This window comes from bacterium, from assembly GCA_037147175.1.
Lineage (GTDB): Bacteria > Cyanobacteriota > Vampirovibrionia > Gastranaerophilales > UBA9971 > UBA9971.
On sequence record JBAWVS010000009.1, the window covers coordinates 35,563 to 60,541 of the forward strand.

Annotated in this window: 26 protein-coding genes; 13 read left to right on the top strand and 13 right to left on the bottom strand. The window is 33.4% G+C overall.

Features of this window, described 5'->3' with window-relative positions; genetic code table 11:
* Window positions 1-14 precede the first annotated feature (14 nt).
* The 3 genes from cysE to rfaE2 all read left to right on the top strand — a co-directional run bounded on the left by cysE (window position 15) and on the right by rfaE2 (window position 2,275).
* A complete protein-coding gene (gene cysE, locus WCG23_03655) occupies window positions 15-707 on the top strand; it encodes a serine O-acetyltransferase (protein ID MEI8388964.1) in 693 nt (230 codons plus the stop codon).
* 2 nt (window positions 708-709) lie between these two features.
* Window positions 710-1,723, top strand: a complete 1,014-nt coding sequence (rfaE1, locus tag WCG23_03660) for a D-glycero-beta-D-manno-heptose-7-phosphate kinase (protein ID MEI8388965.1) — start codon at window positions 710-712, stop codon at window positions 1,721-1,723.
* Window positions 1,724-1,795: 72 nt separating this feature from the next.
* The gene (rfaE2, locus tag WCG23_03665) at window positions 1,796-2,275 is read left to right on the top strand and encodes a D-glycero-beta-D-manno-heptose 1-phosphate adenylyltransferase (protein MEI8388966.1); all 480 of its coding nucleotides are present in this window, start codon (window positions 1,796-1,798) and stop codon (window positions 2,273-2,275) included.
* 70 nt (window positions 2,276-2,345) lie between these two features.
* On the opposite strand, the gene WCG23_03670 is transcribed toward rfaE2, so the two are convergent.
* Window positions 2,346-2,936 carry an SRPBCC family protein gene (locus tag WCG23_03670; protein ID MEI8388967.1) on the bottom strand — a complete coding sequence of 197 codons (591 nt, stop codon included), beginning with the start codon at window positions 2,934-2,936 and terminating at the stop codon, window positions 2,346-2,348.
* 212 nt (window positions 2,937-3,148) lie between these two features.
* Between WCG23_03670 and rplU the strand changes: the two genes are divergently transcribed.
* Both rplU and rpmA read left to right on the top strand, forming a co-directional pair.
* Window positions 3,149-3,673 carry a 50S ribosomal protein L21 gene (rplU, locus tag WCG23_03675; protein MEI8388968.1) on the top strand — a complete coding sequence of 175 codons (525 nt, stop codon included), beginning with the start codon at window positions 3,149-3,151 and terminating at the stop codon, window positions 3,671-3,673.
* 22 nt (window positions 3,674-3,695) lie between these two features.
* The gene (gene rpmA, locus WCG23_03680; GenBank protein MEI8388969.1) at window positions 3,696-3,953 is read left to right on the top strand and encodes a 50S ribosomal protein L27; all 258 of its coding nucleotides are present in this window, start codon (window positions 3,696-3,698) and stop codon (window positions 3,951-3,953) included.
* A 32-nt stretch (window positions 3,954-3,985) separates the two neighbouring features.
* On the opposite strand, the gene WCG23_03685 is transcribed toward rpmA, so the two are convergent.
* A complete protein-coding gene (locus WCG23_03685; GenBank protein ID MEI8388970.1) occupies window positions 3,986-4,891 on the bottom strand; it encodes an FtsQ-type POTRA domain-containing protein in 906 nt (301 codons plus the stop codon).
* A 249-nt stretch (window positions 4,892-5,140) separates the two neighbouring features.
* Between WCG23_03685 and WCG23_03690 the strand changes: the two genes are divergently transcribed.
* Entirely contained in the window at window positions 5,141-5,875 is a 735-nt protein-coding gene (locus WCG23_03690) for a hypothetical protein (GenBank protein MEI8388971.1), read from the top strand.
* A 65-nt stretch (window positions 5,876-5,940) separates the two neighbouring features.
* On the opposite strand, the gene rpsO is transcribed toward WCG23_03690, so the two are convergent.
* On the bottom strand, window positions 5,941-6,210 hold the full coding sequence (gene rpsO / locus WCG23_03695; GenBank protein MEI8388972.1) for a 30S ribosomal protein S15: 270 nt from the start codon (window positions 6,208-6,210) through the stop codon (window positions 5,941-5,943).
* A gap of 210 nt (window positions 6,211-6,420) precedes the next feature.
* Here rpsO and WCG23_03700 point away from each other — a divergent pair, with 210 nt between their 5' ends.
* The 4 genes from WCG23_03700 to WCG23_03715 all read left to right on the top strand — a co-directional run bounded on the left by WCG23_03700 (window position 6,421) and on the right by WCG23_03715 (window position 10,396).
* Entirely contained in the window at window positions 6,421-6,714 is a 294-nt protein-coding gene (locus tag WCG23_03700) for a hypothetical protein (protein ID MEI8388973.1), read from the top strand.
* 300 nt (window positions 6,715-7,014) lie between these two features.
* The gene (gltX, locus tag WCG23_03705; GenBank protein ID MEI8388974.1) at window positions 7,015-8,460 is read left to right on the top strand and encodes a glutamate--tRNA ligase; all 1,446 of its coding nucleotides are present in this window, start codon (window positions 7,015-7,017) and stop codon (window positions 8,458-8,460) included.
* A gap of 40 nt (window positions 8,461-8,500) precedes the next feature.
* The gene (cysS, locus tag WCG23_03710; GenBank protein MEI8388975.1) at window positions 8,501-10,003 is read left to right on the top strand and encodes a cysteine--tRNA ligase; all 1,503 of its coding nucleotides are present in this window, start codon (window positions 8,501-8,503) and stop codon (window positions 10,001-10,003) included.
* Window positions 10,004-10,396, top strand: a complete 393-nt coding sequence (locus WCG23_03715) for a ribonuclease III domain-containing protein (GenBank protein MEI8388976.1) — start codon at window positions 10,004-10,006, stop codon at window positions 10,394-10,396.
* Window positions 10,397-10,409: 13 nt separating this feature from the next.
* Here the strand turns inward: WCG23_03715 and WCG23_03720 are convergent, their stop codons facing one another.
* Window positions 10,410-11,294 (bottom strand): prohibitin family protein, encoded by an 885-nt coding sequence (locus WCG23_03720; GenBank protein ID MEI8388977.1) that lies wholly within the window; start codon window positions 11,292-11,294, stop codon window positions 10,410-10,412.
* Window positions 11,295-11,742: 448 nt separating this feature from the next.
* On the opposite strand from WCG23_03720, the gene WCG23_03725 reads away from it, so the two are divergent.
* A complete protein-coding gene (locus tag WCG23_03725; protein ID MEI8388978.1) occupies window positions 11,743-12,150 on the top strand; it encodes a hypothetical protein in 408 nt (135 codons plus the stop codon).
* Window positions 12,151-12,159: 9 nt separating this feature from the next.
* Here WCG23_03725 and WCG23_03730 read toward each other — a convergent pair whose 3' ends face one another.
* Both WCG23_03730 and WCG23_03735 read right to left on the bottom strand, forming a co-directional pair.
* Window positions 12,160-12,396: a hypothetical protein gene (locus WCG23_03730; protein MEI8388979.1), complete on the bottom strand. Its 237-nt coding sequence runs from the start codon at window positions 12,394-12,396 to the stop codon at window positions 12,160-12,162.
* Window positions 12,397-12,547: 151 nt separating this feature from the next.
* Window positions 12,548-14,395: a tetratricopeptide repeat protein gene (locus WCG23_03735; protein MEI8388980.1), complete on the bottom strand. Its 1,848-nt coding sequence runs from the start codon at window positions 14,393-14,395 to the stop codon at window positions 12,548-12,550.
* A 95-nt stretch (window positions 14,396-14,490) separates the two neighbouring features.
* Between WCG23_03735 and xerA the strand changes: the two genes are divergently transcribed.
* Window positions 14,491-15,462: a site-specific tyrosine recombinase/integron integrase gene (xerA, locus tag WCG23_03740; GenBank protein ID MEI8388981.1), complete on the top strand. Its 972-nt coding sequence runs from the start codon at window positions 14,491-14,493 to the stop codon at window positions 15,460-15,462.
* A gap of 186 nt (window positions 15,463-15,648) precedes the next feature.
* On the opposite strand, the gene WCG23_03745 is transcribed toward xerA, so the two are convergent.
* The 3 genes from WCG23_03745 to rsgA are packed head-to-tail and all read right to left on the bottom strand — an operon-like array spanning window position 15,649 to window position 18,100.
* Window positions 15,649-16,107, bottom strand: a complete 459-nt coding sequence (locus WCG23_03745; GenBank protein ID MEI8388982.1) for a divergent PAP2 family protein — start codon at window positions 16,105-16,107, stop codon at window positions 15,649-15,651.
* Complete coding sequence (locus tag WCG23_03750) at window positions 16,104-17,015, bottom strand: polyprenyl synthetase family protein (protein ID MEI8388983.1); 912 nt, start codon at window positions 17,013-17,015, stop codon at window positions 16,104-16,106. Before WCG23_03750 ends, WCG23_03745 begins: the two co-directional genes overlap by 4 nt.
* A gap of 11 nt (window positions 17,016-17,026) precedes the next feature.
* Window positions 17,027-18,100, bottom strand: a complete 1,074-nt coding sequence (rsgA, locus tag WCG23_03755) for a ribosome small subunit-dependent GTPase A (protein ID MEI8388984.1) — start codon at window positions 18,098-18,100, stop codon at window positions 17,027-17,029.
* 974 nt (window positions 18,101-19,074) lie between these two features.
* Here rsgA and WCG23_03760 point away from each other — a divergent pair.
* Window positions 19,075-20,565, top strand: coding sequence for an ATP-binding protein (locus WCG23_03760; GenBank protein ID MEI8388985.1), 1,491 nt, complete (start codon window positions 19,075-19,077; stop codon window positions 20,563-20,565).
* A 219-nt stretch (window positions 20,566-20,784) separates the two neighbouring features.
* Here the strand turns inward: WCG23_03760 and WCG23_03765 are convergent, their stop codons facing one another.
* From WCG23_03765 to WCG23_03780, 4 genes are all read right to left on the bottom strand, one after another.
* Window positions 20,785-21,333, bottom strand: coding sequence for an epoxyqueuosine reductase QueH (locus WCG23_03765; GenBank protein ID MEI8388986.1), 549 nt, complete (start codon window positions 21,331-21,333; stop codon window positions 20,785-20,787).
* Complete coding sequence (locus WCG23_03770; protein ID MEI8388987.1) at window positions 21,333-22,511, bottom strand: thioredoxin domain-containing protein; 1,179 nt, start codon at window positions 22,509-22,511, stop codon at window positions 21,333-21,335. The genes WCG23_03765 and WCG23_03770 overlap by 1 nt, the downstream gene beginning before the upstream one ends.
* A 120-nt stretch (window positions 22,512-22,631) precedes the next feature.
* Window positions 22,632-23,150: an HAD family hydrolase gene (locus WCG23_03775; protein MEI8388988.1), complete on the bottom strand. Its 519-nt coding sequence runs from the start codon at window positions 23,148-23,150 to the stop codon at window positions 22,632-22,634.
* Window positions 23,151-23,571: 421 nt separating this feature from the next.
* Entirely contained in the window at window positions 23,572-24,765 is a 1,194-nt protein-coding gene (locus tag WCG23_03780; GenBank protein MEI8388989.1) for an ATP-binding protein, read from the bottom strand.
* Between the last annotated feature and the right edge of the window lie 214 nt (window positions 24,766-24,979).

The window sequence follows — 24,979 nt, forward strand, 5'->3', positions numbered from 1 at the left end:
TTCAAGGTAGGAAAATGTTTTTATCGAGAATTAAAGAAGATATACAAACTATTTTTGACAATGATCCTGCAGCCAAAACCATTCTTGAGGTGATTATATGCTATCCGGGGCTTCATGCGATTTTGCTGCACAGAGCCGCACATAAATTATATGTGAATAAAGTTCCTCTTCTGCCGAGAATAATTTCAAATCTTTCCAGAATAATTACGGGCGTAGACATTCATCCGGGGGCAGAAATAGGCAGAAAGTTTTTTATAGACCACGGAATGGGTGTTGTTATTGGAGAAACTGCAATAATAGGCGATAATGTTTTGATTTATCAGGGTGTAACGCTTGGCGGTACAGGCAAAGAAACAGGCAAAAGACATCCAACTCTTAAAAATGATATTGTTGTAGGCTCAGGTGCAAAAATTCTTGGTAATATAACAATAGGAAACAATGTAAGAATTGGCGCAGGTTCTGTTGTTATAGAAGATGTTCCTGATGATTCAACGGTAGTAGGAATCCCCGGAAGAATAGTTGTTCATAAAGGTCAAAAAAGCCATAATTTGCAACACAATGTAATACCTGATCCGATAAAAGATGCTTTAGGAGAGCTTACCAGCGAAATAAAAGAGCTTAAACAAATAGTAAGACAGGATACAAATTGTTGTGAGTGTCCTAACGAAGAAAATGACGAAGAATATAACGATGGAGCAGGCATATAAATATGTCAAATAAAGAAAAACTTTTTAAAATAATCGACAACTTCAAAAATTTTAAAGTACTTGTCATAGGAGATATCATCCTTGATGAATATATCTGGGGAAAAGCCAGCAGACTTTCTCCTGAAGCCCCTGTGCCTGTGCTTGAAGTAAACAAATATTCTTATATCCTTGGAGGAGCGGCAAACGTTGCAAATAATATAAGAACTCTCGGAGGGAAGGTCTGTTTGGCAGGAATTGTCGGAAAAGATTCTTCTTCTGACAAACTTGAAGAAATTCTTTCAAAGAATAATATTGATATATCCTGTATTATTAAAGATGAAACACGCCCGACCACTATAAAAACAAGACTTATAACGCATAATCATCACCAGCTTGTCAGGTTTGACAGAGAGGTTAAAGACGAAATTTCTGAAAACACTGAGCTTGAAATTATCAAAAAAGTTTCTGAGTCTATAGAATCAATAGATTTGATTTTATTGTCAGATTATTCAAAAGGCGTACTGACCAATAAACTTACTCATGAGCTTATAAAACTTGCAAAACTTCATAAAAAGCCTGTTCTCGTTGACCCTAAAGGCTTAGATTACAGTAAATATTCGGGAGCAACCCTGATTACCCCAAACAGGCTGGAAGCAGAGACTGCAACGAAATCACCGGCCGGTACTACTCCTGAGATTCTGGCGCAAAAAGTAAAAGAACAGCTTGAACTTGATTATGTAATGGTTACTCTTGGAGAAGACGGTATTCTTCTTTATACTAACGGCGAAACAAAACAAATTCCTGCTGTAACCTCAGAAGTTTATGATGTAACAGGAGCGGGAGATTCCCTGATTTCAGGAATTTCGCTGGCATTACTTGCTTCTTACGGAGACGTGGAAGTTTCTATGGAGCTTGGAAATTATGCCGCAGGTGTTGCAGTCAGAAAAATCGGAACCACTGCTGTAACTCCAAAAGAATTAAAACATATTATCGAACTTCATCTTATGGAAAACGAAGAAGCAGAGGTTAATAGATAATACCCGTTCTTTGATTTCCCCCGGTTAAAGATGTACAAATTGCAATTACAATAAGGAAAAAGAGGAAAGCAAATGGGCGAAGTTGTCGAATTAAACCAACTTTTAAATATAATCAGCGAAGTGAAAAATCAAAATAAGACTATTATAACTACAAACGGCTGCTTTGATATAATCCATGCCGGTCATGTAAGATACCTGAAACACGCAAAAGAGCTTGGAGATGTTTTAGTGGTTTGTTTGAATTCGGATGAATCAGTACAAAGGCTCAAAGGCCCTACAAGACCGCTAAATCATCAGGATGACAGGGCAGAAGTCATGTCGGCTCTTTCTTCAGTAGATTATGTGGTGATTTTTAATGAAGATACGCCTATCAACATTCTTGATAAAATCAAACCCGATATCCATGTAAAAGGCGGGGATTATACGGAAGAAACTCTTCCTGAAACAGCTGTGATAAAGCAGGGCGGTGGGAAAATCCAGTTTATTCCCTTTGTTGAAGGACGTTCAACCACAAATATAATCAATAAGATTTCTCTTGCGGAGCGTGAGTAAAACCAGAAGCGGCTGTGATGAGCAGTCTTTGAAGATTAAACTCGTTCAGAATAATAATTAAATCGAACAATTACTTCTCGGCCTCTTTTTTTATAGATCTCATAATTTTTGTTGCATCACCTCTCATGGCTTTGCATATAAATTCAGGGATATAAAAGCCCGGGTCTGAATAAATCCTGTATGCGAGTATCGTTTTATCCTGATACGGAATCATTTCAAAGTAGCCATAAAGCTCTTTGAAAGCTCCTCCTGTTTTTTTAAATTTCATTCTTCTGAATTTCTCAGAACTGTCAAAAACAAGAACATAACTAAAACTTGGCAGCAAATCACATAATTTTACGGTTGTAACAACTTTTTGCTGTTCATTTTTTTCTTCAATAATACTTGCTCTTTTTATCTGATGAATAAACTTAGGGAGATTTTCCTTATCATCAAGCACATTCCATACTTTTCTGGTAGGTGCATTAATCAGTATTTTACTTTCAGATCCTTTCAATCCACCTCTTAATTGCAAACTAAGTGATTTTTGGAGAACAATTCCTCTTTCAAGACTGTCATATTCATCGGTTTGGATTGTTACGGCAAATGCAGTTTCAGAGAAAAGACAACTTAAAAACAAAAATAGTCCCAATAAAAATGAAAACAACCTATTCCTGTTCACAGGTTTTCTCCCATTCCATAAAAAATTATTTTAAATCTGTTTTTTTAAAGATTACATAAGCCGATTGAGCAGTATTTATTAAAAGCCTTTCAAAATAACTGATAAATAAAATGAATTGACATTAAATTATGATGTTGTTATATTAACCATGCGCTTCTATAGCGTGTGTTATTTATGTATAATAATTAAGAGAAAAGATAAAGGACGAGCAAATGCTTGCAATAGTTGAAACTTGTGGAAAACAATACGAAATACAAGAGGGCAGATATATTGACGTTGAGTTTTTAGGTAAAGACGAAAACGAAACTCTTGAACTCGATAAAGTTGTAATGATCGTAGCAGGAGACCAGTCACAAATCGGTCAGCCTTATCTTGAAGGTGCTACAGTAAAAGTAACCGTACTTAAAAACGGAAAAGACAAAAAAGTTCTTGTTTATAAACAAAGACGTAAAAAAGGCTATCGTAATAAAAACGGACACAGACAACAATTTTCCAGAATTATGATAGAAAGTATCGATTTCCCCGGAAAAGATTCTGTTTTAGCTGCTGAATCCTCTAAAGAAACAGTAATCAAAACTGAAACAAAAGAAAAAGCCCCTAAAGCTCCTAAAACTACTAAAAAAGCACCAGCAAAAAAAGTAGAAAAAATTGAAAAAATTGAAAAAGTAGAAGCTATAGAAACTGTGGAAACTGCTGTAGAAGTTGTAGAAACAGAAACAGAAAAAGAAGAAAATTAATTCGAAAAGGTGGTGAATCCTAATGGCTCATAAGAAGGGTGTAGGCTCAACAAAAAATGGTCGCGACAGTCATGCGCAGCGACTCGGTGTTAAAAAATATGGCGGTCAGCTTGTTAGATCAGGTAATATTTTAGTACGTCAGAGAGGAACAAAATTCCATCCCGGAAATAATGTCGGCATCGGTTCCGATGATACATTATTTGCAACTATTGATGGCGTTGTGACTTTTGAAAAACACAGAAGAGATAAAACTCAAATCAGCGTTTACGCTGTAGGTTAGTTTTTTTTCATAACAATTTAAAAGAAAAGCTGCTATTCGGCAGCTTTTTCTTTTGGTTCTTCTTTCTTTTTATCTTTAAGTTTTATGGAAACATTATCCCATCGTAAGTCTATATATTCGAATTCATCTTTTGTTTTTAAAGCTTCTGGAAGGACAGGAATAACTTTATCAATATTAGAAAAAATCGTGCTTCCATTTATTCCGCCTATTCTTAACTTAACATCTTTAAGTTGGACAAATACATCATCGGGGTTTCTTATGTCGAGATATTCAAGCTTCTGGTTTGTTGCATTCTCAATATAAAAAGCAAACTTGGTTAAATATTGCACCTGATTAGGCTTCCAAAGAGCAAATGGCGCATAAGTAAGCACTTTATAAGTTTCTTTTGATGAAGCCAAAGGCAGATATTCTTTGCCGATAATTTTGATGATGCCGTCATCATTTGTAAATACCGCAACAGGTTCTACTTTTGGAGTCGGTGCGATTGATAAAACAGGAGTTCTCTCATCAAGCACAATTCTTAGCCTGGCAGGAAACCAGTATCTCCTGACAAAAACTTTCTTAACAGGCGTTAACCCAAGTATACTATTTTCAATATATTTTGTGTTAACCAGATAAACAGGCTTATTAGGAATTTTAAGATTTTTAAGTTTAGAAAGTATTTGCCTTGCAGAAACAATTTTGTTCCCTTCAATTTCTAAATATTTGTTTGGATAAGATATAAATATATTTTTGTTTAAATACCATTGAGGTAATTGAACGATTATTGAAAAAGCCCAAATAAGAAAACAAATAGCAAAAATACGCGCAAAAAATCGAAACCTTGTCAGAATAATCTTTGATTTGCGAAGTTCTCTTCTTTTTTTTAGCTGCCCAAGTTTTCTTTTATTGTAACTGTTTATAACTTGGGTTTCTTTATCAGGAGATATCTGGTTCATTCTTTGACTTTTCCAAAACTAACGGTAAATAAATTCGTTTTCATAAAATTATTAAGATGCCAAATTGGCAAAAAAGTTATTTAATAAGATTATATAACTTTAGAAACTATATAACAATTTTTTATATTTAACTAACAAAAAATATAACCTTACTGTTTTTATAAATATAAGGGTGTATTTTGAGAGATTTTATCTCTTATATAAAATTACGACTTTTAGTCAAAAACAAATTAAAAAGAGGCATGACTTATGAAAAATTTTGTAAATTCACTTATAAAAAAATTAAAAAAAATTACGGCAACACATAAAATTTCGCAGAAAAATATAAAAGGGAAATTAATGGGAAAATTTTCAAGCAAAACTTCCGCAAAATTTTTTACCTCAAATGACTCTCTTTCTATTGATGCAAAACAAACATTTATAAAAGAAGAAATAAACGCTGAAGCAAGGCTTATTTTAAAAGAAGCTGTCGAAAATCCTGAAATTCTCGTTAACTTCATAAAACTAAAAGGAACTAGAGTAATAAAATCTAGATACATGAAGCCTGTTTTGTTTTTATTCAGGGAACAAATAGGCTTTTTGCCCCCCAAAAAAGGATTTAAGGCTCTGGCTCTTAATATTCTTTTAAATATAATTTCTCGAGCCAAATTAAATATCGAAAACAAAACACCTGAGCTTTTTGTTCTTGATGACAAACCTGTTAATATTTATTTTCTTTCTCACCAATTTCATTTATGGCTTTCTTATATAAACGAATTACCCGGTTTTGATGAAGAAACAAGGGAAAACTTTAAAAATATATGGGATTCAAATCTTGATTCAATGGAAGTCGGAAAACTTTCCATCGAAGAAATTGTGGCTCTCAAAGATGCTATGGCAAGAGATATGGAAGCGTTAAAATTTGTTAAGGAAATGACCAGAGAGTTTGTAGGACAGAAGCAATCACTTGATAAAATTAAAAAGGACGGAAGTACAAATATTTAGCAATATTAACTCTAACAAAAAGAGACTCTGTTAACAGAGTCTCTTTTGAATAATCTTTTACAGGTTTATTTACGGATTCCTAATCTTTCGATTAAAACTCTATATCTCTCAACATTTTCGTTTTTAAGATATCCTAAAAGTTTTTTTCTTTTTCCAACCATCATTAAAAGACCGCGACGACCTTGAAAATCTTTTTTGTGTTCTTTCAAGTGTTCTGTAAGTTCTTTTACTTTTTCTGTCAAAAGCGCAACTTGAACTTCTACAGAGCCTGTATCGTTTACGTCTCTTTTATATTCTTCAATTACCTGTTGTTTGCTGGCTAAATTAATGGTCATTTAGTGTTCCTCTTTATTTTTCATGACTTTGAAGTTTATAATATCATCTAAATAAAAATCTTCAAGGGGTATAAGCTACTTTTTATTTACAGACGCTTTTCAGGCTTTTTGTTTTGTGTATTTTTGTAAATACTTGTAGTAAAAACTATCAATTAATTTTTATCACGAGTGTTAAAGTTCATGATTAAATAACTTTTGGAGATATTTAAAATGGTCGTTAATTCTTTAAATTTGCAGAGCAAAATGGCATTTGGTTTTAATCCTTATTTGAGAAGTTGCCCTAAAAATGGATATAGCGACAGGGAGGTTGGCAGCGAAGTTCTTGATTATGCAGCGCGCGGCTGTCTTTTTTATGAACAGATCGCAAAAAAAAATAACTTAGATAAACTTGCAAGCGGTTATGCTCAAGAGGGTGAATTTTTCAATAAAATGCATGAAGATGACAGCCTGGCAGCCAGGGCTTTAAAGGAACAGCTGGGAAAACAAATTCGCACATACGCATAGATTTTCTAAAAAAAATTGACTTCAAAAGAGGTAGTGAAAAATATTTTCACTACCTCTTTCTTTTAAGATAAAATAATTTAAATAACTTGAATTGCTAAATAGTCGAAATCTAAATGAATATTGGTATTGTCATTCTGAGGGCTAAAGCCCGAAGAATCTGTCCAAAAAAGTATTTAAGCTTAAAATCCAAAAAGGACAGCTGTTTCGCTTTGCTCAACATGACAATAAGAAAATAATTGGCAATTGAAGTTAAATAAAGCTCTCAGAATGACAATCAGAGAAAAGGGAAATATTAAAATAATGACTAATCAAGAAATAAGAGTAAGAATTGCTCCGAGTCCCTCGGGAAATCTTCATGTCGGGACAGCAAGAACAGCTTTATTCAACTTCCTTTTTGCCAAAAATAAAGGCGGGAAATTTGTTTTAAGGATAGAAGATACTGACCTTGAAAGATCAAACGAACAATATACACAAAATATTTTTGACAGCTTAAAAGCTATGGGGCTTCAATGGGATGAAGGTCCTGATGTGGGCGGGGCTTTTGGACCATATAAACAATCAGAAAGACTTGATATTTATAAAAAATATGCGGCAAAACTTCTGGAATCAGGGCATGCTTATTACTGCTGGTGTACTCAGGAAGAGCTTGAAGCCGAAAAAACCGCGCAACTGGAAGAAAAAAAACAAATTATATATTCAAAAAAATGCAAAAATCTTACTCCTGAGCAGATAGAAAAATTTAAAACAGAAGGAAGAAAACCTGTAATACGATTTGAAGTTCCTGCAAAAAAACTTGTTTTTAAGGACTTAATCAAGGGAGAAGTAGAGTTTGACTTAAATTTACTCGGTGATTTCGTCATAATGAAATCAAACGAAATTCCTACTTATAATTTTGCTGTTGTAGTAGATGATGTAGAGATGAAAATGAGCCATATTATCCGTGGCGAAGATCATATCTCCAATACTCCAAGACAAATTTTGATTTATGAAGCGCTGGGAGCAAAAATTCCCGAATTTGCCCATCTGGGTATGATTCTTGCGCCTGATAAAACCAAACTTTCTAAAAGACATGGAGCTACGGCTGTCAGTGAATTTATTCAGCAGGGCTATTTGCCGGAGGCTTTTGTTAATTTTCTCGCGCTTCTTGGCTGGTCTTCTCCTGATGGAGCGGAAATCATGCCGCTTGATCAGATAATTCAAAAGTTTAGCCTTGATAGAATTAATTTAAGTTCCGCTGTCTTTGAATTTGACAAGCTTAACTGGATGAATGGTATGTATATAAGAAGCATGCCGGTTTTTGAACTTGTAGAAAGGCTTAAACCCTATTTGCAAGATTTTGATCTTTCAATATATTCCCGTGAACAGCTGGAAACTGTTATAAATGCCGTAAAAGAGCCTCTGGTAAAATTAAGCGGGGTGACTGATGCGGTTAATTATTTCTTTGGTAATAGTATAAATATTGATAACGAAATTAGAAAAACTGTTTTGAATACAGAAGAATCAAAAAAAGTGCTGACAGAGTTTTTAGAGTTCTGTAACGATATTGAATATGATAATATTGAAAAAATTCATGAACAGCTTGGCGAATTCAGGACAATGATGAAACCTTTGAAGCCAAAACAGACCATGTGGGCAATAAGAGCAGCTTTGACAGGAAGAGTGCATGGTGCTGACATGGGCATAATTGTTTCACTTCTTGGTAAAGACAGGGTTGCTTTAAGGATTAATAACGCTCTACTGACATAATTTTCTGCTTCGCTCATGATGACAATAAGAGGAAAACTCAATGAAAATATACGATACACTCTCACAAAAAATCAAAGAATTCTATCCGCTGGAAGATAACAAGGTAAAAATGTACGTTTGCGGTCCTACTGTTTATGATTACCCGCACTTAGGACACGCAAGATGTTATATTACGTGGGATGTGGTATCGAGATATCTTAGGTTTAAAGGATATGACGTTACTTACGTAAGAAATATTACCGATGTTGACGACAAAATCATAAACAGAGCCAGAGAAAACAACATAACACCTCAAGAATTGGCTGATACCTATTATAAAGAGTTTCAAAAAGCGATGAAGGCACTTAATGTTGCGCCTCCTGACATTGAACCTAAAGCTACCGAAACAATTCAAGATATGATAACAATAATAAAAAAACTTGAAGAAAAAGGTTATGCATACGAATCAGACGGGGATATGTATTTTCGGGTTTCAAAATTCAAAAAATACGGAAGACTCGGTAAACAAAGCATTGATGATCTTCAGTCGGGAGCAAGGGTTGAAGCTTCCGATAAAAAAGAAAATCCTCTTGATTTTGCGCTCTGGAAAGCGATAAACAATAAAGAGGAAATTTCTTGGGACAGCCCATGGGGTAAAGGCAGACCGGGCTGGCATATAGAATGTTCTGCCATGTCAAAAAAATATCTTGGAGAGCAGATTGATATTCATGCAGGCGGACAGGACTTGATTTTTCCGCATCATGAGAATGAAAAAGCTCAATCAGAAGCAACTTTTGATAAAGATTTTGTTAAATACTGGATGCATAACGGATTTGTAACAACAAATAAAGAAAAAATGTCCAAATCTTTAGGAAATTTTTTAACTATAAACGATTTGCTTGAAAAATATGACGCAAATACCATAAGATTTTTTATACTTACAAACCACTACAGAATGCCTGTGGAATTTAGCGATGAATCCCTAAAGGCCGCTAAAAACGGTATTAAAAGGCTCAAAAATGCTTATGAAGATGTAAAAAATACAGTAGATGAAGAAAAAATAAAAGAAGCAAATGAATTAATCACTCCTATAATCGATGCAATAGTAAAAACCGATCACCTTCCTTTCTATGAAATAGATTCAAATCAAGATATCGAGAAAACCATTCCTTCTGAAAATTTGGATAATATTATTAAAAATATTAAAAACTTCGTAAATGCGATGGATGATGATTTTAATACTTCAAAAGCGCTTTCTGTGTTATTTGAAGTTGCAAGCAATGCCCAGAAAATAAGGGAATCACAAAAGCCGCAAAACAGCGCATTTTGTCTGGCATTGTTATTGAGATTATCATCGATACTTGGTTTTGATTTAACAAAATCAGAAAATTTAAGCGATGACCTTTCTTCACAACTTATGGAACTTGTTATTTCCCTAAGACAAAAATCAAGAGAAGAAAAAAACTGGGTAATGTCAGATTTTATAAGGGATGAGCTTGCCAAATTAAACATAGTTCTTAAAGATCAGAAAGACAAGCCTACTATTTGGAGTATTCAGGATTAGATGTCGAAATTGCAGACAAATGAGCTGCCTATAAGGTCTTATGCTTATATTGGTGATGCTGTTTATGAAGTTTTTGTCAGGGAAAAAACTATTTTTCTTGTTTCAAAACCCGATAAGCTACATAATATAACGTCTTCTGTGGTAAAAGCAGAATTTCATGCGGAAATTCTTGGTAAAATGCAGGATTTTTTGACGGAAGAAGAAAAAGATATAGTCAGAAGAGCGAGAAATCTTTCTGTAACTACAGCCAGACGGACAAATCAGGTGCTTCACAGATTAAGCACTGCTTTTGAAGCAATTATCGGCTATCTTTATCTTCATGACAAAAACAGATTAAAGGCCCTATTTGATTTCATAGAGCCTTTAATTGATGAAAAATTAGTGATTGAATAAGCCAATAATTTTTTTATTTTTCGTCTTTCAATAAATCACCGGGGAAATTTAATATTGAAGACTGATTTGTGATTATGGTTTTTACGCCGGGAGCGAGTTTATCCACGTACTCATACCTTATGAGCAACGGATTTGCTTTGAGAGCGGCGCCTTTTTTGGATATTGCTATAGCCTGACCTTCTGATTCTATAATTTTTCTTTCTTTCTCGCGTTTTTCTTTTTCGAGAATGTATTTCATTCTTTCAGCATCCTGCATTGCAACCTGCTTTTGCTCAATTGCTTTTGAAAATTCTTCAGAAAAAACAACATTTCTTATCATTGTTTCCGTAGAATTAACATAATATTTATCAAGTTCATTTTTGACTTTTAAAGAAATTTCATCCTGTAATTTATCTCTATTTCCTGAATATAATTCAGTTACGGTATAGTTTGCTATAGTGTTTCTGGCAATACTTCTAACTGAAGGTCTTATTATTTTATCCACATAATCAGGACCTATTTGTTTGTGAAGCTCCCATAAGTTTTCAGGTATCAAATTATAGATAACTGAAAGATCAAGCCTGATTTTTTGACCGTCAGAAGTAAGACATTCAATTGCATCATCACCCTGCTGTTGTCCTTCATCCTGTCTGCCTGACATTGTATAAGTTTCAGTTCTTACACTGTAAGTTGTCGGAGTTTCTACACCCGGCACAAGAAAATGAATTCCTTCGCCCAACGTTCTCTTTTCCACACCGATAAACGAGTTAAAAACTATTGCCCTATGCCCTGCGTTGACTATAAGAACAGTTCTTGACAGAAAAATAAGTAATAACAAGATTGCTGCCATTATCCAAAATGGCTTGACTTCAAAATTCTTTGAACCAAAATTTAAATTAATTACTTTTTCATTTGACATATATTTTTTCTCCTATGTATCCAACAAAAGTATCTCATAAAATTTGCTTATTAAGCAAAAGTTTATATCTGTACTATAAATTTAGTTAACTCCAATCGCTAATTAATTTTCTTATTGTCATGTTGAGCAAAGCGAAACATCTGTCTTTTTTGGGTTTTAAGCTTAAATACTTTTTCGGACAGATTCTTCGGACTAAAGTCATCAGAATGACAATACCAATATTCATGCAGATTTTGACTATCCGGCAATTCATGTTAGTTCTTATAAAATAGAACACCTTTCTAATTTATAAAAAATTGAAATTAGGTTAAGCTTTGTTAAATATTCTGACTTTTGTTGCTTAAAACATTAAAGAAATTTTTAAATCACGCGATATAGTATATATCTAGTTTAAATCCGGATATTTGCTAAATAAGTCGTCGAATAAATAAGTAAGAGGGTACATTGTATGAAATCCAATTATTTCATTGGATATTCTAATGATTTTAACAGCAATTTTGAAGAAAAAGACAACTATCTGGATGTCTGGAAAGATGTCTTAATTTATTCATCTAACCTGCAAGGAAACTGGGGTGTATCAAGACAGGTATTTTACGAAAGTATGGTACCTACCGCAGAAAAAGACCCTGCAAAATTTGCAAGATGGATAAACGAACTTGTAAAAAGCTCCGGTATAAAAATAAAATCCAGAGCCGGCTTTTTAAAATCACTTAATTATCTTAGAAAACTACAGAAAAAGAATAACAAAAACGAAATAAAAAAAGCTCTTTTCAGCCTCTTTGAAGCGGGACTAAATGAACCTCTTTATGCGCTGAAAGCGTTAAAAAACAGCATGTCTTCGTATCAGGCAGGATAGAGCTTTTTATTATTCTAATTTTCCGTCGCGTCGTTCACGAACAAATTGATCAAGTCTTTTCTGTGTGTCGTATACTCTGATTCCTTCATGAGGAGGGATATCTTCTCCTGTAACCCAGAATTCGTTTCCGTTGCTTGCTGTTGCCACTCTTAATGCTTTTATGTCACTGATGGTAGGATGATTTTGTTCATGGAACGGTTTTCTTGTAAGCGCTGTAAAGGGAATATTTGATTTTCCTATTTGCATAATTTTTCTCCTTATAAGATATACTAAAATTTTATTAAATTTATCTAAATTTATAACGAGCGTGAATAAAAAAAATTGATATTTTTAAAGCAAAATATTAACAATTGTTAATAAAAGAAAAAAGCAGGCTTTTAAAAACCTGCTTTTTCTTTTACATATTTGAATATTTTTTAACAAATTGTTTTCTGGCTTCTATTTCAGCAACTTTTATCTTTAATTTTTCAATTTTGTTAGTATATTTTTCTTTGTCTTCTATCTTGCTTATATCAATCAAATTAACATAAGCAGTATAGTGATCAATCGCATTGTAATAATATTTTTCCTTTTCAAAAGCCTTTGCTATGCCGAGGTGAGCTTCAGGGAGGTAGACATTTAGGGCAAGAGCATCACGGTAAGCTTCTATAGCCGCTTTTTTTTGACCATCCCGGTAAAAAGCTTCTGCTATTTTCATTCTGGAAAGTGATTGCTCCTCGTTTCTTCTGATTCGTTCAAGAATTCTTCCGGCTTTTAAATTATTTGGCTCCATTGATAAAACCTTATCAACAGCGTTTTTCGCGCTTATATAAGCCCTGTCCATAGTGTAAATTTGAGCCAATCTCAGCAAATCTTCTTTATTATTAGTCTGGTTTAGTGCATTTAAAAATTCTCTTTCAGCGTTGCTATAATCATTACAGGTTATATAAGCTTCGCCTTTAACTATATGATTAATTTTTGAGTTTTGGGTATTCTCAATTATATTTTTCATGTACATTGCCGAGTTGTTATCATTATGAGAAACCCTTGCTACTCTTAACAAAGCCAGATAAAGCTCCAGATTGTTAGGGTCATACTGAATTGCCTGTTTGATAGAATCTTCTATATCAACATAACCGAGCTCAGAAGCGATTGATGCATCCGAGTTCAACTCTTTTGATCTGACAAAATAAGCTTTAGAAAGCCCCTGTAATGCGGCAACTTTATAGTTTGGAACACTTAACAGGTCTTTATAGTATTTTATAGCTTGTTCGGTTTTTCCTACGTTGAGAGAAGTATCAGCAATTTTGGATTTTGCTTCATAAAAGTTGGGATTAACCGACAGAGCGTTTCTAAGTTCAGAAATTGCAATCTCATCGTCGCCTCTGTTTCTGTAAACATCTGCCAATCTTAAATATGGCGGAAGATATTCAGGTTTTATGAGAAAAGATTTTTTGTATTCGGAAATAGCTGCAGCTTCGTTTCCCTGAAGCTCATAAGCCCTGCCAAGCAAGTCATGAACAGGTGCGCTGTTTGGAAAAAGATAAAGCGAAGTTTGAAGCTGTTTTATTGCCGTACTATAATTGCCTTTTCTTATTAATGCTTCGCCAAGATTGCAATAGGCAGAAGAATTTTTGCTGTTTAATCTTATGGCTTCTCTATATTTATCGATGGCTGCATCTATCTGGTTTTTTGCAAACAAGACTCTACCGTAATTTTCAACACCTTTTGAGTAATCAGGTCTTATTTCCAGAGCTTTTTTAAAATATTTTTCCGCATCATTAAGTCTTCCTGCATCAAAAAGGATTTTTCCCGTATTATCATAGGCCTGATAAAAATTTGGGTCATTTTTTACGGCAAGACTAAACTCCTGAAGAGCTTTATTGTAATAATTTTCCATATTTCCTCTAAAAGTCATATCAGAGGAAGTTGTTCTTCTATAATACACAAGTCCTAAACCATTATGAGCCATAGGATTCTGCGGGTTTTTTTCGAGAATTTTATTAAATTCTTTTTCAGCCCCATCAAGCTTATACTGTGCGGAATGAATTTCGGCCAGATATGTTTTTGCCTGAATATCGTTGGCGTTTTCGGCAAGAAGTTTTGTTATATATGCTTCGGCTTCTCTATATTTGCCTAATTCAATCAAATTTTCTGCTTTTGAATAATTTCTGCTGATATTTGCGGAATAAGTTTCCGCAAAAGCCTGATAATTAAGCAGAATAAAGGCAAAAATTATATAAGCAAAGATCTTTGATTTATTCATAAAAATTTTCCTCAACGATTTGGTTGTTGCCTGTATTTTACATCTAATTGTATAATTTTTTCAAATGAGTGTTATCATTCAGGAGTATTAAGCTTTTGTCATCTTTATCAAATATAAGCTCCCAATCCATTCTTGACGATTTCAGACTTTACCTTGAAGTCGAGAGAAACCTGTCTGTACATACGGTAAAAGCTTATTGCACCGACCTCGAGAACTTTTTAAGATGGGCGGGTGTTTCTGATGTTTGCAGCTTCACTTATAAAAATATAAGAACTTATCTTGCGGAAATTCAAGTAAAAAAATATACCAGAACTACTATTTCAAGAAAAATAGCCGCAATAAAGACGTTTTATCGGTATTTGTACAGAGAAAGACTTGTAAAATCCAATCCGGCAGCCAATATAAAAACTCCGAAAAAAATTAAAAATTTGCCTGAATTTCTAACTGACTCCGAATCAAATCAAATTCTTAATCAAATTGAAGCAAAAACCCCTTCCCAATACAGGGATAAAACCATTCTGGAAGTTCTTTACGCCACAGGCATGAGGATTTCAGAGCTTTGTGGCTTGAATTTTGAAAATCTTAACCTTGAAGCAAATGAAATAACGGTTTTTGGAAAAGGCGGAAAAGAGCGCATTGTCTTAATTAACAACAGGGCAAAGAATTATTTTCTTGATTATATAAAAAATATAAGACCAAGTCTTGCCGGGAGCTGCTTATCAGAAGGCTTTAACGAGAAACAGTTTTCAGATAATCAGGAGATTAGAAATATTACAAAATTTCCTGTTTTTATTAATAATAACGGATTCAGGCTTCAGCAAAGAAGTGTGCATCGAATAATTGCAAAAATTGCAAAAGATTTATGCTTTCAAAAAAAAGTTTCACCGCATACTTTCAGGCATAGTTTCGCTACAAAATTATTGGAAAACGGTGCTGATTTAAGAGTTGTACAAGAATTACTCGGTCATGCAAGCATAAGCAATACGCAAATTTATACCCATGTTTCTACGGAAAGGCTTAAACAGGCTTACATGAGTACCCACCCGAGAGCAAAGACCAAGATCTGATATTCTAATTGCTAGGTAGTTGAAATCCACATTAATATTGGTATTGTCATTCTGAGGGCTTTAGTCCGAAGAATCTGTCCAAAAAAGTATTTAAGCTTAAAACCAAAAAGGGACAGATATTTCGCTTTGCTCAACATGACAATAAAAAAATTAATTGGCAATTTGAGTTAAATAATAATAAATTTTTTAATAAATCAGCAAAAGAAGATGAACAGCTAAAGCCAGGACTATGCCTAGCAAAGCTCCCATGAAAACTTCAATAGGTGTATGCCCCAGAAGTTCCATAAGCCTTTCGTTCGGGAATTTAGTGGGCTTGTCCGAATAAATATCATCAACAATTTTGTTTAAAACAGTAGCCATTTTTCCTGCAGAACGCCTCAAGCCTGCGGCATCATACATTATAACCATCGAAAAACCAAGGGCTATAGCAAATTCCACTGAAGCAAATCCGCGTATCATTCCTACACTGGTAGTTAAAGCCATAGAAAGCGAACTATGACTGCTCGGCATTCCTCCTGTAACAGTTAAAATTCTGAAATTCGGTTTTTTGTGTTTTACCCAGTAAAATGCCAGTTTAAGCCATTGAGCCGCACAAGCCCCGATAAAAGAGGAAAGTATAACTTCTGTACCAGTATTTAGTATCATTTTAAAACCTTTATTACGATCTGTTCAGCTATTGACATTAATAACGGACTTTTAATGTGGTTTTTAAGCAATTCCTGCTGTGCATTAACACAAAGAATTTCCAGCTCTTTTTTTGATTCTTCAAGCCCGTAAAGAGAAACGTGTGTATTTTTCTTTGAACTTTGGTCTTTACCCGGAGTTTTTCCGAGTGTTTCAAAAGTTCCTGTAATATCAATTATATCATCAGCAATCTGAAAAGCGTAGCCTATTGTTTTTCCGTAAAAGGATAATGCAGACAACAATTCTTCAGGAGCTTCTGAAAGCATAGCTCCCGCTCTTAGTGCAAATTTAAAAAGTTCGCCTGTTTTGTGAGTAAGTATATAGTTAAAAGTTGCAAAATCGATTTCTTTTTTTTCTGACTCCATATCTACAACCTGCCCACCGACAATACCCATAGGACCGGCAGCTCTTAAAAATTCTTCAAGTATCTGAATCAGAATTTTTTTGTCAACTTTGTCAGGAGTATGTTTTATAATAACTTTCGGAGCATAAGACAAAAGAGCATCTCCTGCCAGTACTGCAACCGCTTCACCGTAAACTTTGTGGTTGGTAAGCTTACCCCTCCTGTAATCATCATTGTCCATACAGGGCAAGTCATCGTGAATCAAGCTTTGAGCGTGAAGCATCTCAAGCGCGCAAGCCGTAGGAATAGCGTTTTCTTTATCGCCCCCGCAAATCCTTGCACTTTCAAGCAAAAGCAGCGGTCTTATTCTTTTACCATCGGCAAGTACGGAATATCTTATTGATTCCCAAATCAAATGAGGATATCTGACCTCAAGATATTTATCGAGACGGGAATTAATTAATTCTTTATCTTCAAAAACAGCTTTATTATAGTCAAAGTCTTTTTGTATAAGGAGTTTCAACATTTTCACCCAAATTAATCAAAGTCTTCTTGATTTTGATTATAATATACCTCATCCAAAATTGAAATAAGGTTCATTTTCTGCTTTTCGGTATTTCTTGATTTTTTTCTGGCCTGTGTGCCTAATTTTATAAGCTGTTTCATCTCTTTATTTCCTGTATCGACAGATTTAGATGATTTTTCCTCTTTATGACCTTCTTTGCGAATTTTTTCCTTGTATTCAACAGCTTCTCTGACAAATGTTTTATAGCTCCCATACCGTGTTGAATCTATCTTGCTTACGTTAGCCAGTACATTACAGCCTTCTTCGTTCAAATGAAGGCAATCTGAAAAATAACATTCTGATGAAAATTCTTTTATTTCGTCAAATAGTTCGTTAATTATTGAAGGCATGACAGTATCGAATTTTAAATAGCTAAAACCTGGAGTATCCGCAACTTGCAAGGTTTTTTTATTCAGGCAGGGAACTTCTAAAATTTCTACATGCCTTGTGGTATGGGTGCCTTTATTTGTTTTAGCGCTTATTTCTTTTGTTTTAAGCTTTAATTCAGGGTGAATTTTGTTAAGCAGGCTTGTTTTCCCGACACCTGACATTCCGCATAAAACTGTAACTTTTGATTCAAGTGTGTTTATAAGTTCATCTATACCAAAGCCACTTAAAGCAGAGGTAAAAATAACTTTATATCCAATATTTGTATAAATATCAAGAATTTTTTGTTTAAAACTCAAAGTTTCATCGAGGTCAGACTTGTTTATACAAATAAAAGCCGGAATATCATAAAGCTTTGCCTGGCATAAATATCTGTTAAGTTGCTCAAACTCAAGCTTTGATTGAGTTAGTGCTGCAACTATTAATACTTGATCAACGTTTGAGATGGAGGGTCTGGGGAGGTAATTATTTCTCGGCAAAACTTCAATAATTGCCGCCTGCTTTGAATTAGACGGTGTTTTTTCTATTTTGACTAAATCGCCAACAAAAATTTCTATTTTTTCTTTTTTAAGTTTTTCTCTGATTTTACATTCAAGAATATTATTATTAAGATTCACATAATAAAAATCCGAATGTATTTTTATGACTTTGCCTATCAAATAAAGCTCTCCGTTTTGCCCTGTTAAAGCTTGTACCGACTTGCCAATAATGAGATTTAACAGCTGTCCTTAAACATGTTAGTCGAAATTTCAAAAAAGAACAAGGTTACAAAATCTCTCAGGATGTTTATTGTTAAAAATGTAGATAGATAACTCTAATTGCAGGACAAATCAATAAATTTGTCATTGCGAGGAAGCTAGAAGAGCTGACGTGGCAATCCATTCCGACTTTGAACGGATATTAAATCAGAAATGTTCCCATTCACTCGTTAGTCGCAAGAATGACAATAGCAAAGTTCGTGCTGACTTGCGCTAACCAGCAATTAGCTTTAGATAGGTTATTATAACCAATTTGTACTACAGAAATAAATTACCATGATAATTTTGCCTCTTGACTTTTTAAAATATTTGGGATAACTATAATTGTACGGCAACCCGAATATTTTACCATAAGCCAAACGGACTTATTAATGAAAAACTTTATTGTTAAAAAACAAAATAATTTACAAAAACATTCGATGATTATGTGCTGCTGCTGCATTATGTGCATGTGCCAAATGTGTATGCCCTTTTTTGCAGGTGTTTTTAAAAATAAATTAATTATCTAAAATTTTTGTAGAATAAAATCTCTTTTAAAAAACAAAACCTGCAAAGTGAAATCAACACACAGTGCAGGTTTTGTTTTTTATTTAAGAAAAATTTAATGCAATCAAGATAACAGACGGAAAGGAGAAAAGGCAGTGCTGGAGAAGGGATACAGGAAAAGGATTAATTCTTTTGGCTTAACTCTTCTTAATAATTGTACAAAATACACTTTACAGAAATCACTTCACAGATTATATTGTGTTTATTAAGTTGGATTATAGTTCGTTATTCCTGTGAAAAGAAGAAAATTAATTAACACAATATACGTTTAAAACAAAGGTCAACTATATTTTTAGTTAGTAAAAACATCTTATAAGAGGAGCAGGGAAATGAATATTACTGCACAAAAACCAAGCTTTACAAATTTTTTAGAAAAACCTTCTGTTCAAAATCCAACGATTGTTGATAACCACAGAAAAATTTTTGCATCGAAAAGTGCGCTTGCCTTTAAAGGATTACCTATTGTTGCTACTCATCCTGTTGAAAAAAAAATCGCATTAGCTTTACAGTTTTTACATAATGATGGAATTATTCTTGTAGGTGAAAACTTGGAAAAAGCTGCTCAGGCTCTTAAAGGTTCATTAGATAATCTTCCCAAATTAGTTAAACAATTATTTTTTATTGAAGAAAAAGGCTTACCGGACTTTGCTGTAACCAGAAGTAAATTAGGCATAAAACAGTTCATTAATCTTGCTGATGAATCAGCTGAAATTATAAAAAAAGACAAGGCAAACCCTTTTATTGCAAAAAAAGGTAATGTTCATAACATTAATGAAGCAGATCAAATTTGCATTGGTTCAAATGCAAAATTTGGATTAAATGATGTATCAACAATCCCTTCAGCCGAATTTGAAAATATTGTTAAATTCTTTGATTTTACAGATATAGATAAAGAAGCCATCGGGAAATTGAATAAAAAAAATATTGGCTTCTTGACAGGAGCTAAAGAGGCGAGCGAGGGTGTTAAAAAAATTACATTCGCAGATGTAGGCGGGCAAAAAAATGTTATTGATGAGTTAAAAAAAGGCATAATTTATCCTATTAAACATCCTGATGCTTTTAAGAACTTCAGCGTTAACCGCGGATTTATACTGACAGGCGGTCCGGGGACAGGCAAAACACTCATTGCTCAGGCTCTTGCAAATGAAGTTGAGGCAAGTTTTATTAAGATAAACGGCTCTGAACTTGAATCAAAATGGGTTGGCGAGACTGAAAAAAATTGGAGAGAACTTTTTGCAAATGCAAGAAAAAAGCAGCCGGCAGTTATTTTTATCGATGAAGCCGATGCTGTTTTCAGAACAAGAGTAGGCTCTGACACATCAAGACACGATGATAAAGCAGTAAATACGGTTTTAGCCCTTATGAGCGACCTGGAAAAAAGTAATGATCAGGTTTATGTAATTGCAACAACGAATAAAATCGGCTTGCTTGATGACGCTATAACGAGGTCCGGCAGATTCGGAAAACATATAGAAGTTAATAACCCTGATTTAGAAGGTTGCAAGCATATCCTCAACATTCATTCAAAAAATAAACCGATTGCTGAAAATTTTGATTCTGAAAAGTTTGCAAAAAGATTATTTAAGCAAAATGTAAACGGAGCAGATATTGCAAGAATTGTAACTGACGCCAACGCACATGCCTATGACCGTTTGGGTATCTTTGAGAAAATGGAAAAAGGAACATTTGTGCCTGACGATGCAAAAAATTTAAGGATTGAACAAGTCGATTTTGACAAAGCTTTAAAACCTTTTGAAGAGAAGTTAAATAAGAAAAATCCAATAGGATTTTTCGGGAATAAAAACAAACAGGTTTCTTAGTATTAATAAAAATAGTAATTTACAAAACGCAGACTTGCTCAAGCCTGCGTTCTGTTTTTAACAAGACTGGTAAGCAAAAAGCAGCAAGAACATTCTTATTGTCATTTTGAGCGACTAACGGGAGCGTGAGAATATCAGGTTTTAATACCCGCTTAAAGCCGAAATAGATTGCCACGCCAGCTCTTCGAGCTTCCTCGCAATGACGAATCGATTAATTTTTTAGCCATTAGAGTTAATACTGAATTTACATCCGCAATAGCTTTGCCTGTAAAGATTATAGTCTTTCGAAAGCTCAAGAGATTTTTTAAATCCATCATTTTTCTTAAAATTTTCTTGAAGAAAATAAATAGCGTGCTTTTCAGAAAGTTCTTTGCCGATTTGATTTATAATAGCGGAATTTTTATGAGGACTAATTGTCAAGACAGTTGTAAACCCGTCAAAATTGTTTTCTTTTGCATAAACAGCTGTTTTCTCAAGTCTGAGCCTGAAACATATTTGACAGCGGCTTCCTCCTTCTTCTGCCTGTTCAAGGTCTTTAACAGCATCAAACCAGATTTCGGAAGGGTCTTCCTGTACAATTAACGGATATTTTTTGCAATCAGTATACCTGACAAGTTCTTTGAGCCGTCTTTTATACTCATCTTCAGGATGGATATTAGGGTTGTAAAAAAAACCGACAGGAAAAATTTTATCAGAAATCAATTTTTCAAAAGAATAAGTTGCGCAAGGTGCGCAGCAGGTGTGAACAAGAAGTTTTTTTCTTTCCATTAATACATATTTCTGAGGACAGTTTCTCTTAGCTCCGGATAAGGCATAAGTCCTTCATATTTTTTAATACCTATAATATATGTAGGAGTAGAAGTGATATTTAGGCTGTGTGCTTTCTCTATGTCTGCTATAACCCCCTGTTTTACTTCAGGAGAATAGGCATCTTTTTTTAATTGGTCTATGTCAAGATTTATACTTTTTGCAAGTTCAATAAGTCTGGGTTCAGAGAGGTCCTGCTGATTATCAAATAGCAAAGTAATATAATCCCAATATTTACCCTGAAATCTGGCTGCTCTTGCATAATATGCCGCTTTGCAGCTGTATTTGTGCGGAGATGCTTTAACAAGCGAATTACATTCCTTATTAAGAGGGAAATCATGATGCTCAACTCTCACACCGTCAACCTCATTAACAAGTCTGGACATCATAGAATTGGAGATAGCGCAATAAGGACACTGAAAATCAGTATATTCATGTACAACGAGTTTCGCATTCTTTGCTCCGAGAATATTTCCATGCGGCTGGTAAGTATTTCCTCCGCCTGAAGATATATCTTGTGTTTGGATATTATCTTTTGCGGGAGGTGTAAAAACTTGTGTAATATTTATTGTTATAAGTGCTGTTATGAAAAGGAAAAGAGCTGAAATTATAATTACAAGCCATCTGGTGTCTGAAATTATGGTGTTTAAATCATTAAAAGAATCTTTATAATGGTTTAAAGCAGACTTACCCAGTTTACTGAATATTAAAAGAAGTAAATTCACACCGTATAAAAGATAGCAAAGCAGGCAAATTTTGTGAATAACCATCGAAGAAATTGCCCATAAAACAACTGAATTAATTACAGCGAAAGTAGAAAAAGTAAAAATATAACTTTGCGGATTTTTAAAATTTTCAAAAAATTTAAATTTTGTAAAAGGAAATAAAGTTAAAAACATTACAAATAAATAAAAACCAAGACCGTAAACGGCCCATGGAACGCCTAAAAAACTTGAAAAAGCCGTTTTTGCAACAGCATCACAATCAATCACACTGTTTATCGAACAAAAACTTGATCCTGCATTAGCAACAAAATTTGCATTAAAATAAATATAACAAAGCTCTATACTTATGCAAAACCCTAAAAAAGCCATCAAGAACAAAATATATTTTGGATTTTTATTTTTTATTTTCACCACAGACCTCGCTATTTTCTTTTTTATCTCGAAATTCTAATTTATATTTTACTTCAATTAATTTATTTTAATCTACAATTTTACAAAACAATATTAAATCAACCAGTGTTTTTATCAATAAAATTATAATAAAAGTTTTTTTATAGCTAATACAACTCCTGATTTATTTAAATTATCAGTTATATAATGTGCAAAAGGTTTAATCTCCTCAAAATCAGTGCTGCCTTCAATAACAACAGCAATTCCTGATTTTTTAAACATACTAATATCTTCTACATCGTTGCCAATAGACATAATATTTTCTTTTTTAATTCCCCACATTTTTGCAATATATTCTAAAGAATCGCCTTTTAAATCTACGATATTACTCGGATTTTCATAAATCAATCTGCCTTCTTTTTTAATATATTTACCGTAATTGCAAATAATAGGAGTATTCAGATCAAGCTCTTTAGCTATTTTAGCGGCATCTTCATAATCTCTGCCCGTATTTAAAATCACTTTAATTCCTTTATTAATGACCGTTTTAATTGCATCTTTCAGTTCATCACTTACTCTATTTGTACTTCTATCAGATATAGTGCCATCAATATCAAGAACAATTAATTTAATATCTCTTTTAGGATAATTATTATTAGGCAATAGTTTCTCTGCACCGGAAAAACCAGGGCTTTTTCCGATATTTAATTTTGTATGCAGGCCGTATGAATTTATGTGAATCATAAATATTTAAAAATAAAATATAAAATAAATTGCTTTATTATCGTAAATATTTCACAAAAAGTTACGTCTCAATAAAACAAGCAAAAGCCGGATTATTAATCCGGCTTTGATTTTCTGGTATCAAAGTTCTGACAGCATTATTCTCTTTTTTCGTTTTAAATAACAGGGACTTTACAGGGAATTTATTAAAATACTGCCTTTGTTTTAATATTTAATACAGGCACAGTCTGGCTTTTCACCCCAAGTTCCCTAAAGAAAAAACAGGGAATTATTTTTAAAGAGCAGGGAACTTTTTTTAACTATCACCGAAAAAACTTGCTAATTCAGGGATAACCTTTTTTTATTCACATAACCAGTCCAGAGCATTAATTTGTTTAATTCCCTTATGTGATGTTACCGGGATTTCATCAAGCGTAATTAAAAATTTAGGGTTATGGTCTTTTATTGCATCTAAAGACTTTAATTCTCTTGTAATCGTTTCTTGGTTATTAACAGTCTGCGCCACCTGATAATATTCTGTATTTCCGTCTTTTATTGCAACAAAATCGATCTCTAAAGTTCCGACCTTTCCTATATATATTTCATAGCCTCGTCTTAAAAGTTCCAAGTAAACTATATTTTCCAGAACGTGACCCCAGTCAGTTTTTTTGGAACCTAATAGAAAATATCTTAATCCGATATCAACAACATAGTATTTCTCGCCGGTTTTTAAATGTTGTTTCCCTTTAACATCATATCTGCCGACGTGATATAAAATAAAGCTGTTAACAAGTGCGGTCAAATAATTTTCTACGGTCGGAGGCGTAATTTTTCTTCCGGATGAAGTCATTGTATCGCTGATTTTTTTTGAGGAAGAAATATTGCCAATATTATCAAACATAAATTTAATAATACTTTCCAGTATAGAAACATCTGAAATTCTATGCCTGGCAACGACATCTTTTAAAATTACCGAATTATAAATTCCGCTTAAGTAATCTCTTATAAGCTTTTTGTCATTATTCAGTTCCAATGCATAAGGGAATGAACTATTTTCAAGATAGACTCTGTACTTTCTTGTCAAATCGGTCTTGTCCGGAAAAGTCGATAAATATTCCCTGAACGATAACGGCAGCATTTGAATTTCAACATATCTTCCCGATAATAAAGTTGCTATTTCTCCTGAAAGCATATAAGCATTTGAGCCGGTCACATATAAATCAACATTTTTCTTTATGAATAAACTATCTATAGTTTTTTGGAAATTGGTGACATTTTGAATTTCGTCTAAAAATATGTAGTTCATTTTATCAGGGATTAATCGGCTGTTTATATAGTCATATAAAACTTTGTAATCTGTTAATTCTTCATTATCAACGTCTTCAAAATTTATTGTAATAATTTGATTTTTGTTTACATTATTTTCCAATAAAAAGTTTTGGAATATTTCAAAAAGTGTTGATTTCCCGCATCTTCTAATGCCGGTTATAATTTTTATAAGATGTTTATCTTTAAATCCTTTTAATTTTTCCAGATATTCTTTTCTTTCAATCATGTCAGCACCTTTTTCTTTTTAGTATAACTCTATATTTCAAAAAACTCAATAGTTTTTAAAGTGCACTTTAAAAACTATTGAGTTTTGCTGTGTTTTTAAAATAAATAAAGCTTTCTCGGACTTTCTCCTTTTTCAATTCTGCTAAATATTTTCATACATTAGGGCATCTCTAAAAACTAATTTTTTGACGAGTTTTTAATTCTAAAAATTTGTA

What these genes read in the sequence shown, in the direction of transcription:
- WCG23_03730 (MEI8388979.1), bottom strand. Translation starts at nt 12,396, where the DNA reads ATGCAAATAGGAAAATCAAATATTCCCTTTACAGCGCTTACAAGAAAA.
- cysS (MEI8388975.1), top strand. Translation starts at nt 8,501, where the DNA reads ATGAAAATATACGATACACTCTCACAAAAAATCAAAGAATTCTATCCG.
- rplU (MEI8388968.1), top strand. Translation starts at nt 3,149, where the DNA reads ATGCTTGCAATAGTTGAAACTTGTGGAAAACAATACGAAATACAAGAG.
- WCG23_03760 (MEI8388985.1), top strand. Translation starts at nt 19,075, where the DNA reads ATGAATATTACTGCACAAAAACCAAGCTTTACAAATTTTTTAGAAAAA.
- WCG23_03735 (MEI8388980.1), bottom strand. Translation starts at nt 14,395, where the DNA reads ATGAATAAATCAAAGATCTTTGCTTATATAATTTTTGCCTTTATTCTG.
- WCG23_03725 (MEI8388978.1), top strand. Translation starts at nt 11,743, where the DNA reads ATGAAATCCAATTATTTCATTGGATATTCTAATGATTTTAACAGCAAT.
- rfaE2 (MEI8388966.1), top strand. Translation starts at nt 1,796, where the DNA reads ATGGGCGAAGTTGTCGAATTAAACCAACTTTTAAATATAATCAGCGAA.
- WCG23_03715 (MEI8388976.1), top strand. Translation starts at nt 10,004, where the DNA reads ATGTCGAAATTGCAGACAAATGAGCTGCCTATAAGGTCTTATGCTTAT.
- rpsO (MEI8388972.1), bottom strand. Translation starts at nt 6,210, where the DNA reads ATGACCATTAATTTAGCCAGCAAACAACAGGTAATTGAAGAATATAAA.
- WCG23_03745 (MEI8388982.1), bottom strand. Translation starts at nt 16,107, where the DNA reads ATGATACTAAATACTGGTACAGAAGTTATACTTTCCTCTTTTATCGGG.
- WCG23_03765 (MEI8388986.1), bottom strand. Translation starts at nt 21,333, where the DNA reads ATGGAAAGAAAAAAACTTCTTGTTCACACCTGCTGCGCACCTTGCGCA.
- WCG23_03780 (MEI8388989.1), bottom strand. Translation starts at nt 24,765, where the DNA reads ATGATTGAAAGAAAAGAATATCTGGAAAAATTAAAAGGATTTAAAGAT.
- WCG23_03720 (MEI8388977.1), bottom strand. Translation starts at nt 11,294, where the DNA reads ATGTCAAATGAAAAAGTAATTAATTTAAATTTTGGTTCAAAGAATTTT.
- rfaE1 (MEI8388965.1), top strand. Translation starts at nt 710, where the DNA reads ATGTCAAATAAAGAAAAACTTTTTAAAATAATCGACAACTTCAAAAAT.
- gltX (MEI8388974.1), top strand. Translation starts at nt 7,015, where the DNA reads ATGACTAATCAAGAAATAAGAGTAAGAATTGCTCCGAGTCCCTCGGGA.
- WCG23_03685 (MEI8388970.1), bottom strand. Translation starts at nt 4,891, where the DNA reads ATGAACCAGATATCTCCTGATAAAGAAACCCAAGTTATAAACAGTTAC.
- WCG23_03690 (MEI8388971.1), top strand. Translation starts at nt 5,141, where the DNA reads ATGAAAAATTTTGTAAATTCACTTATAAAAAAATTAAAAAAAATTACG.
- WCG23_03700 (MEI8388973.1), top strand. Translation starts at nt 6,421, where the DNA reads ATGGTCGTTAATTCTTTAAATTTGCAGAGCAAAATGGCATTTGGTTTT.
- cysE (MEI8388964.1), top strand. Translation starts at nt 15, where the DNA reads ATGTTTTTATCGAGAATTAAAGAAGATATACAAACTATTTTTGACAAT.
- WCG23_03750 (MEI8388983.1), bottom strand. Translation starts at nt 17,015, where the DNA reads ATGTTGAAACTCCTTATACAAAAAGACTTTGACTATAATAAAGCTGTT.
- rpmA (MEI8388969.1), top strand. Translation starts at nt 3,696, where the DNA reads ATGGCTCATAAGAAGGGTGTAGGCTCAACAAAAAATGGTCGCGACAGT.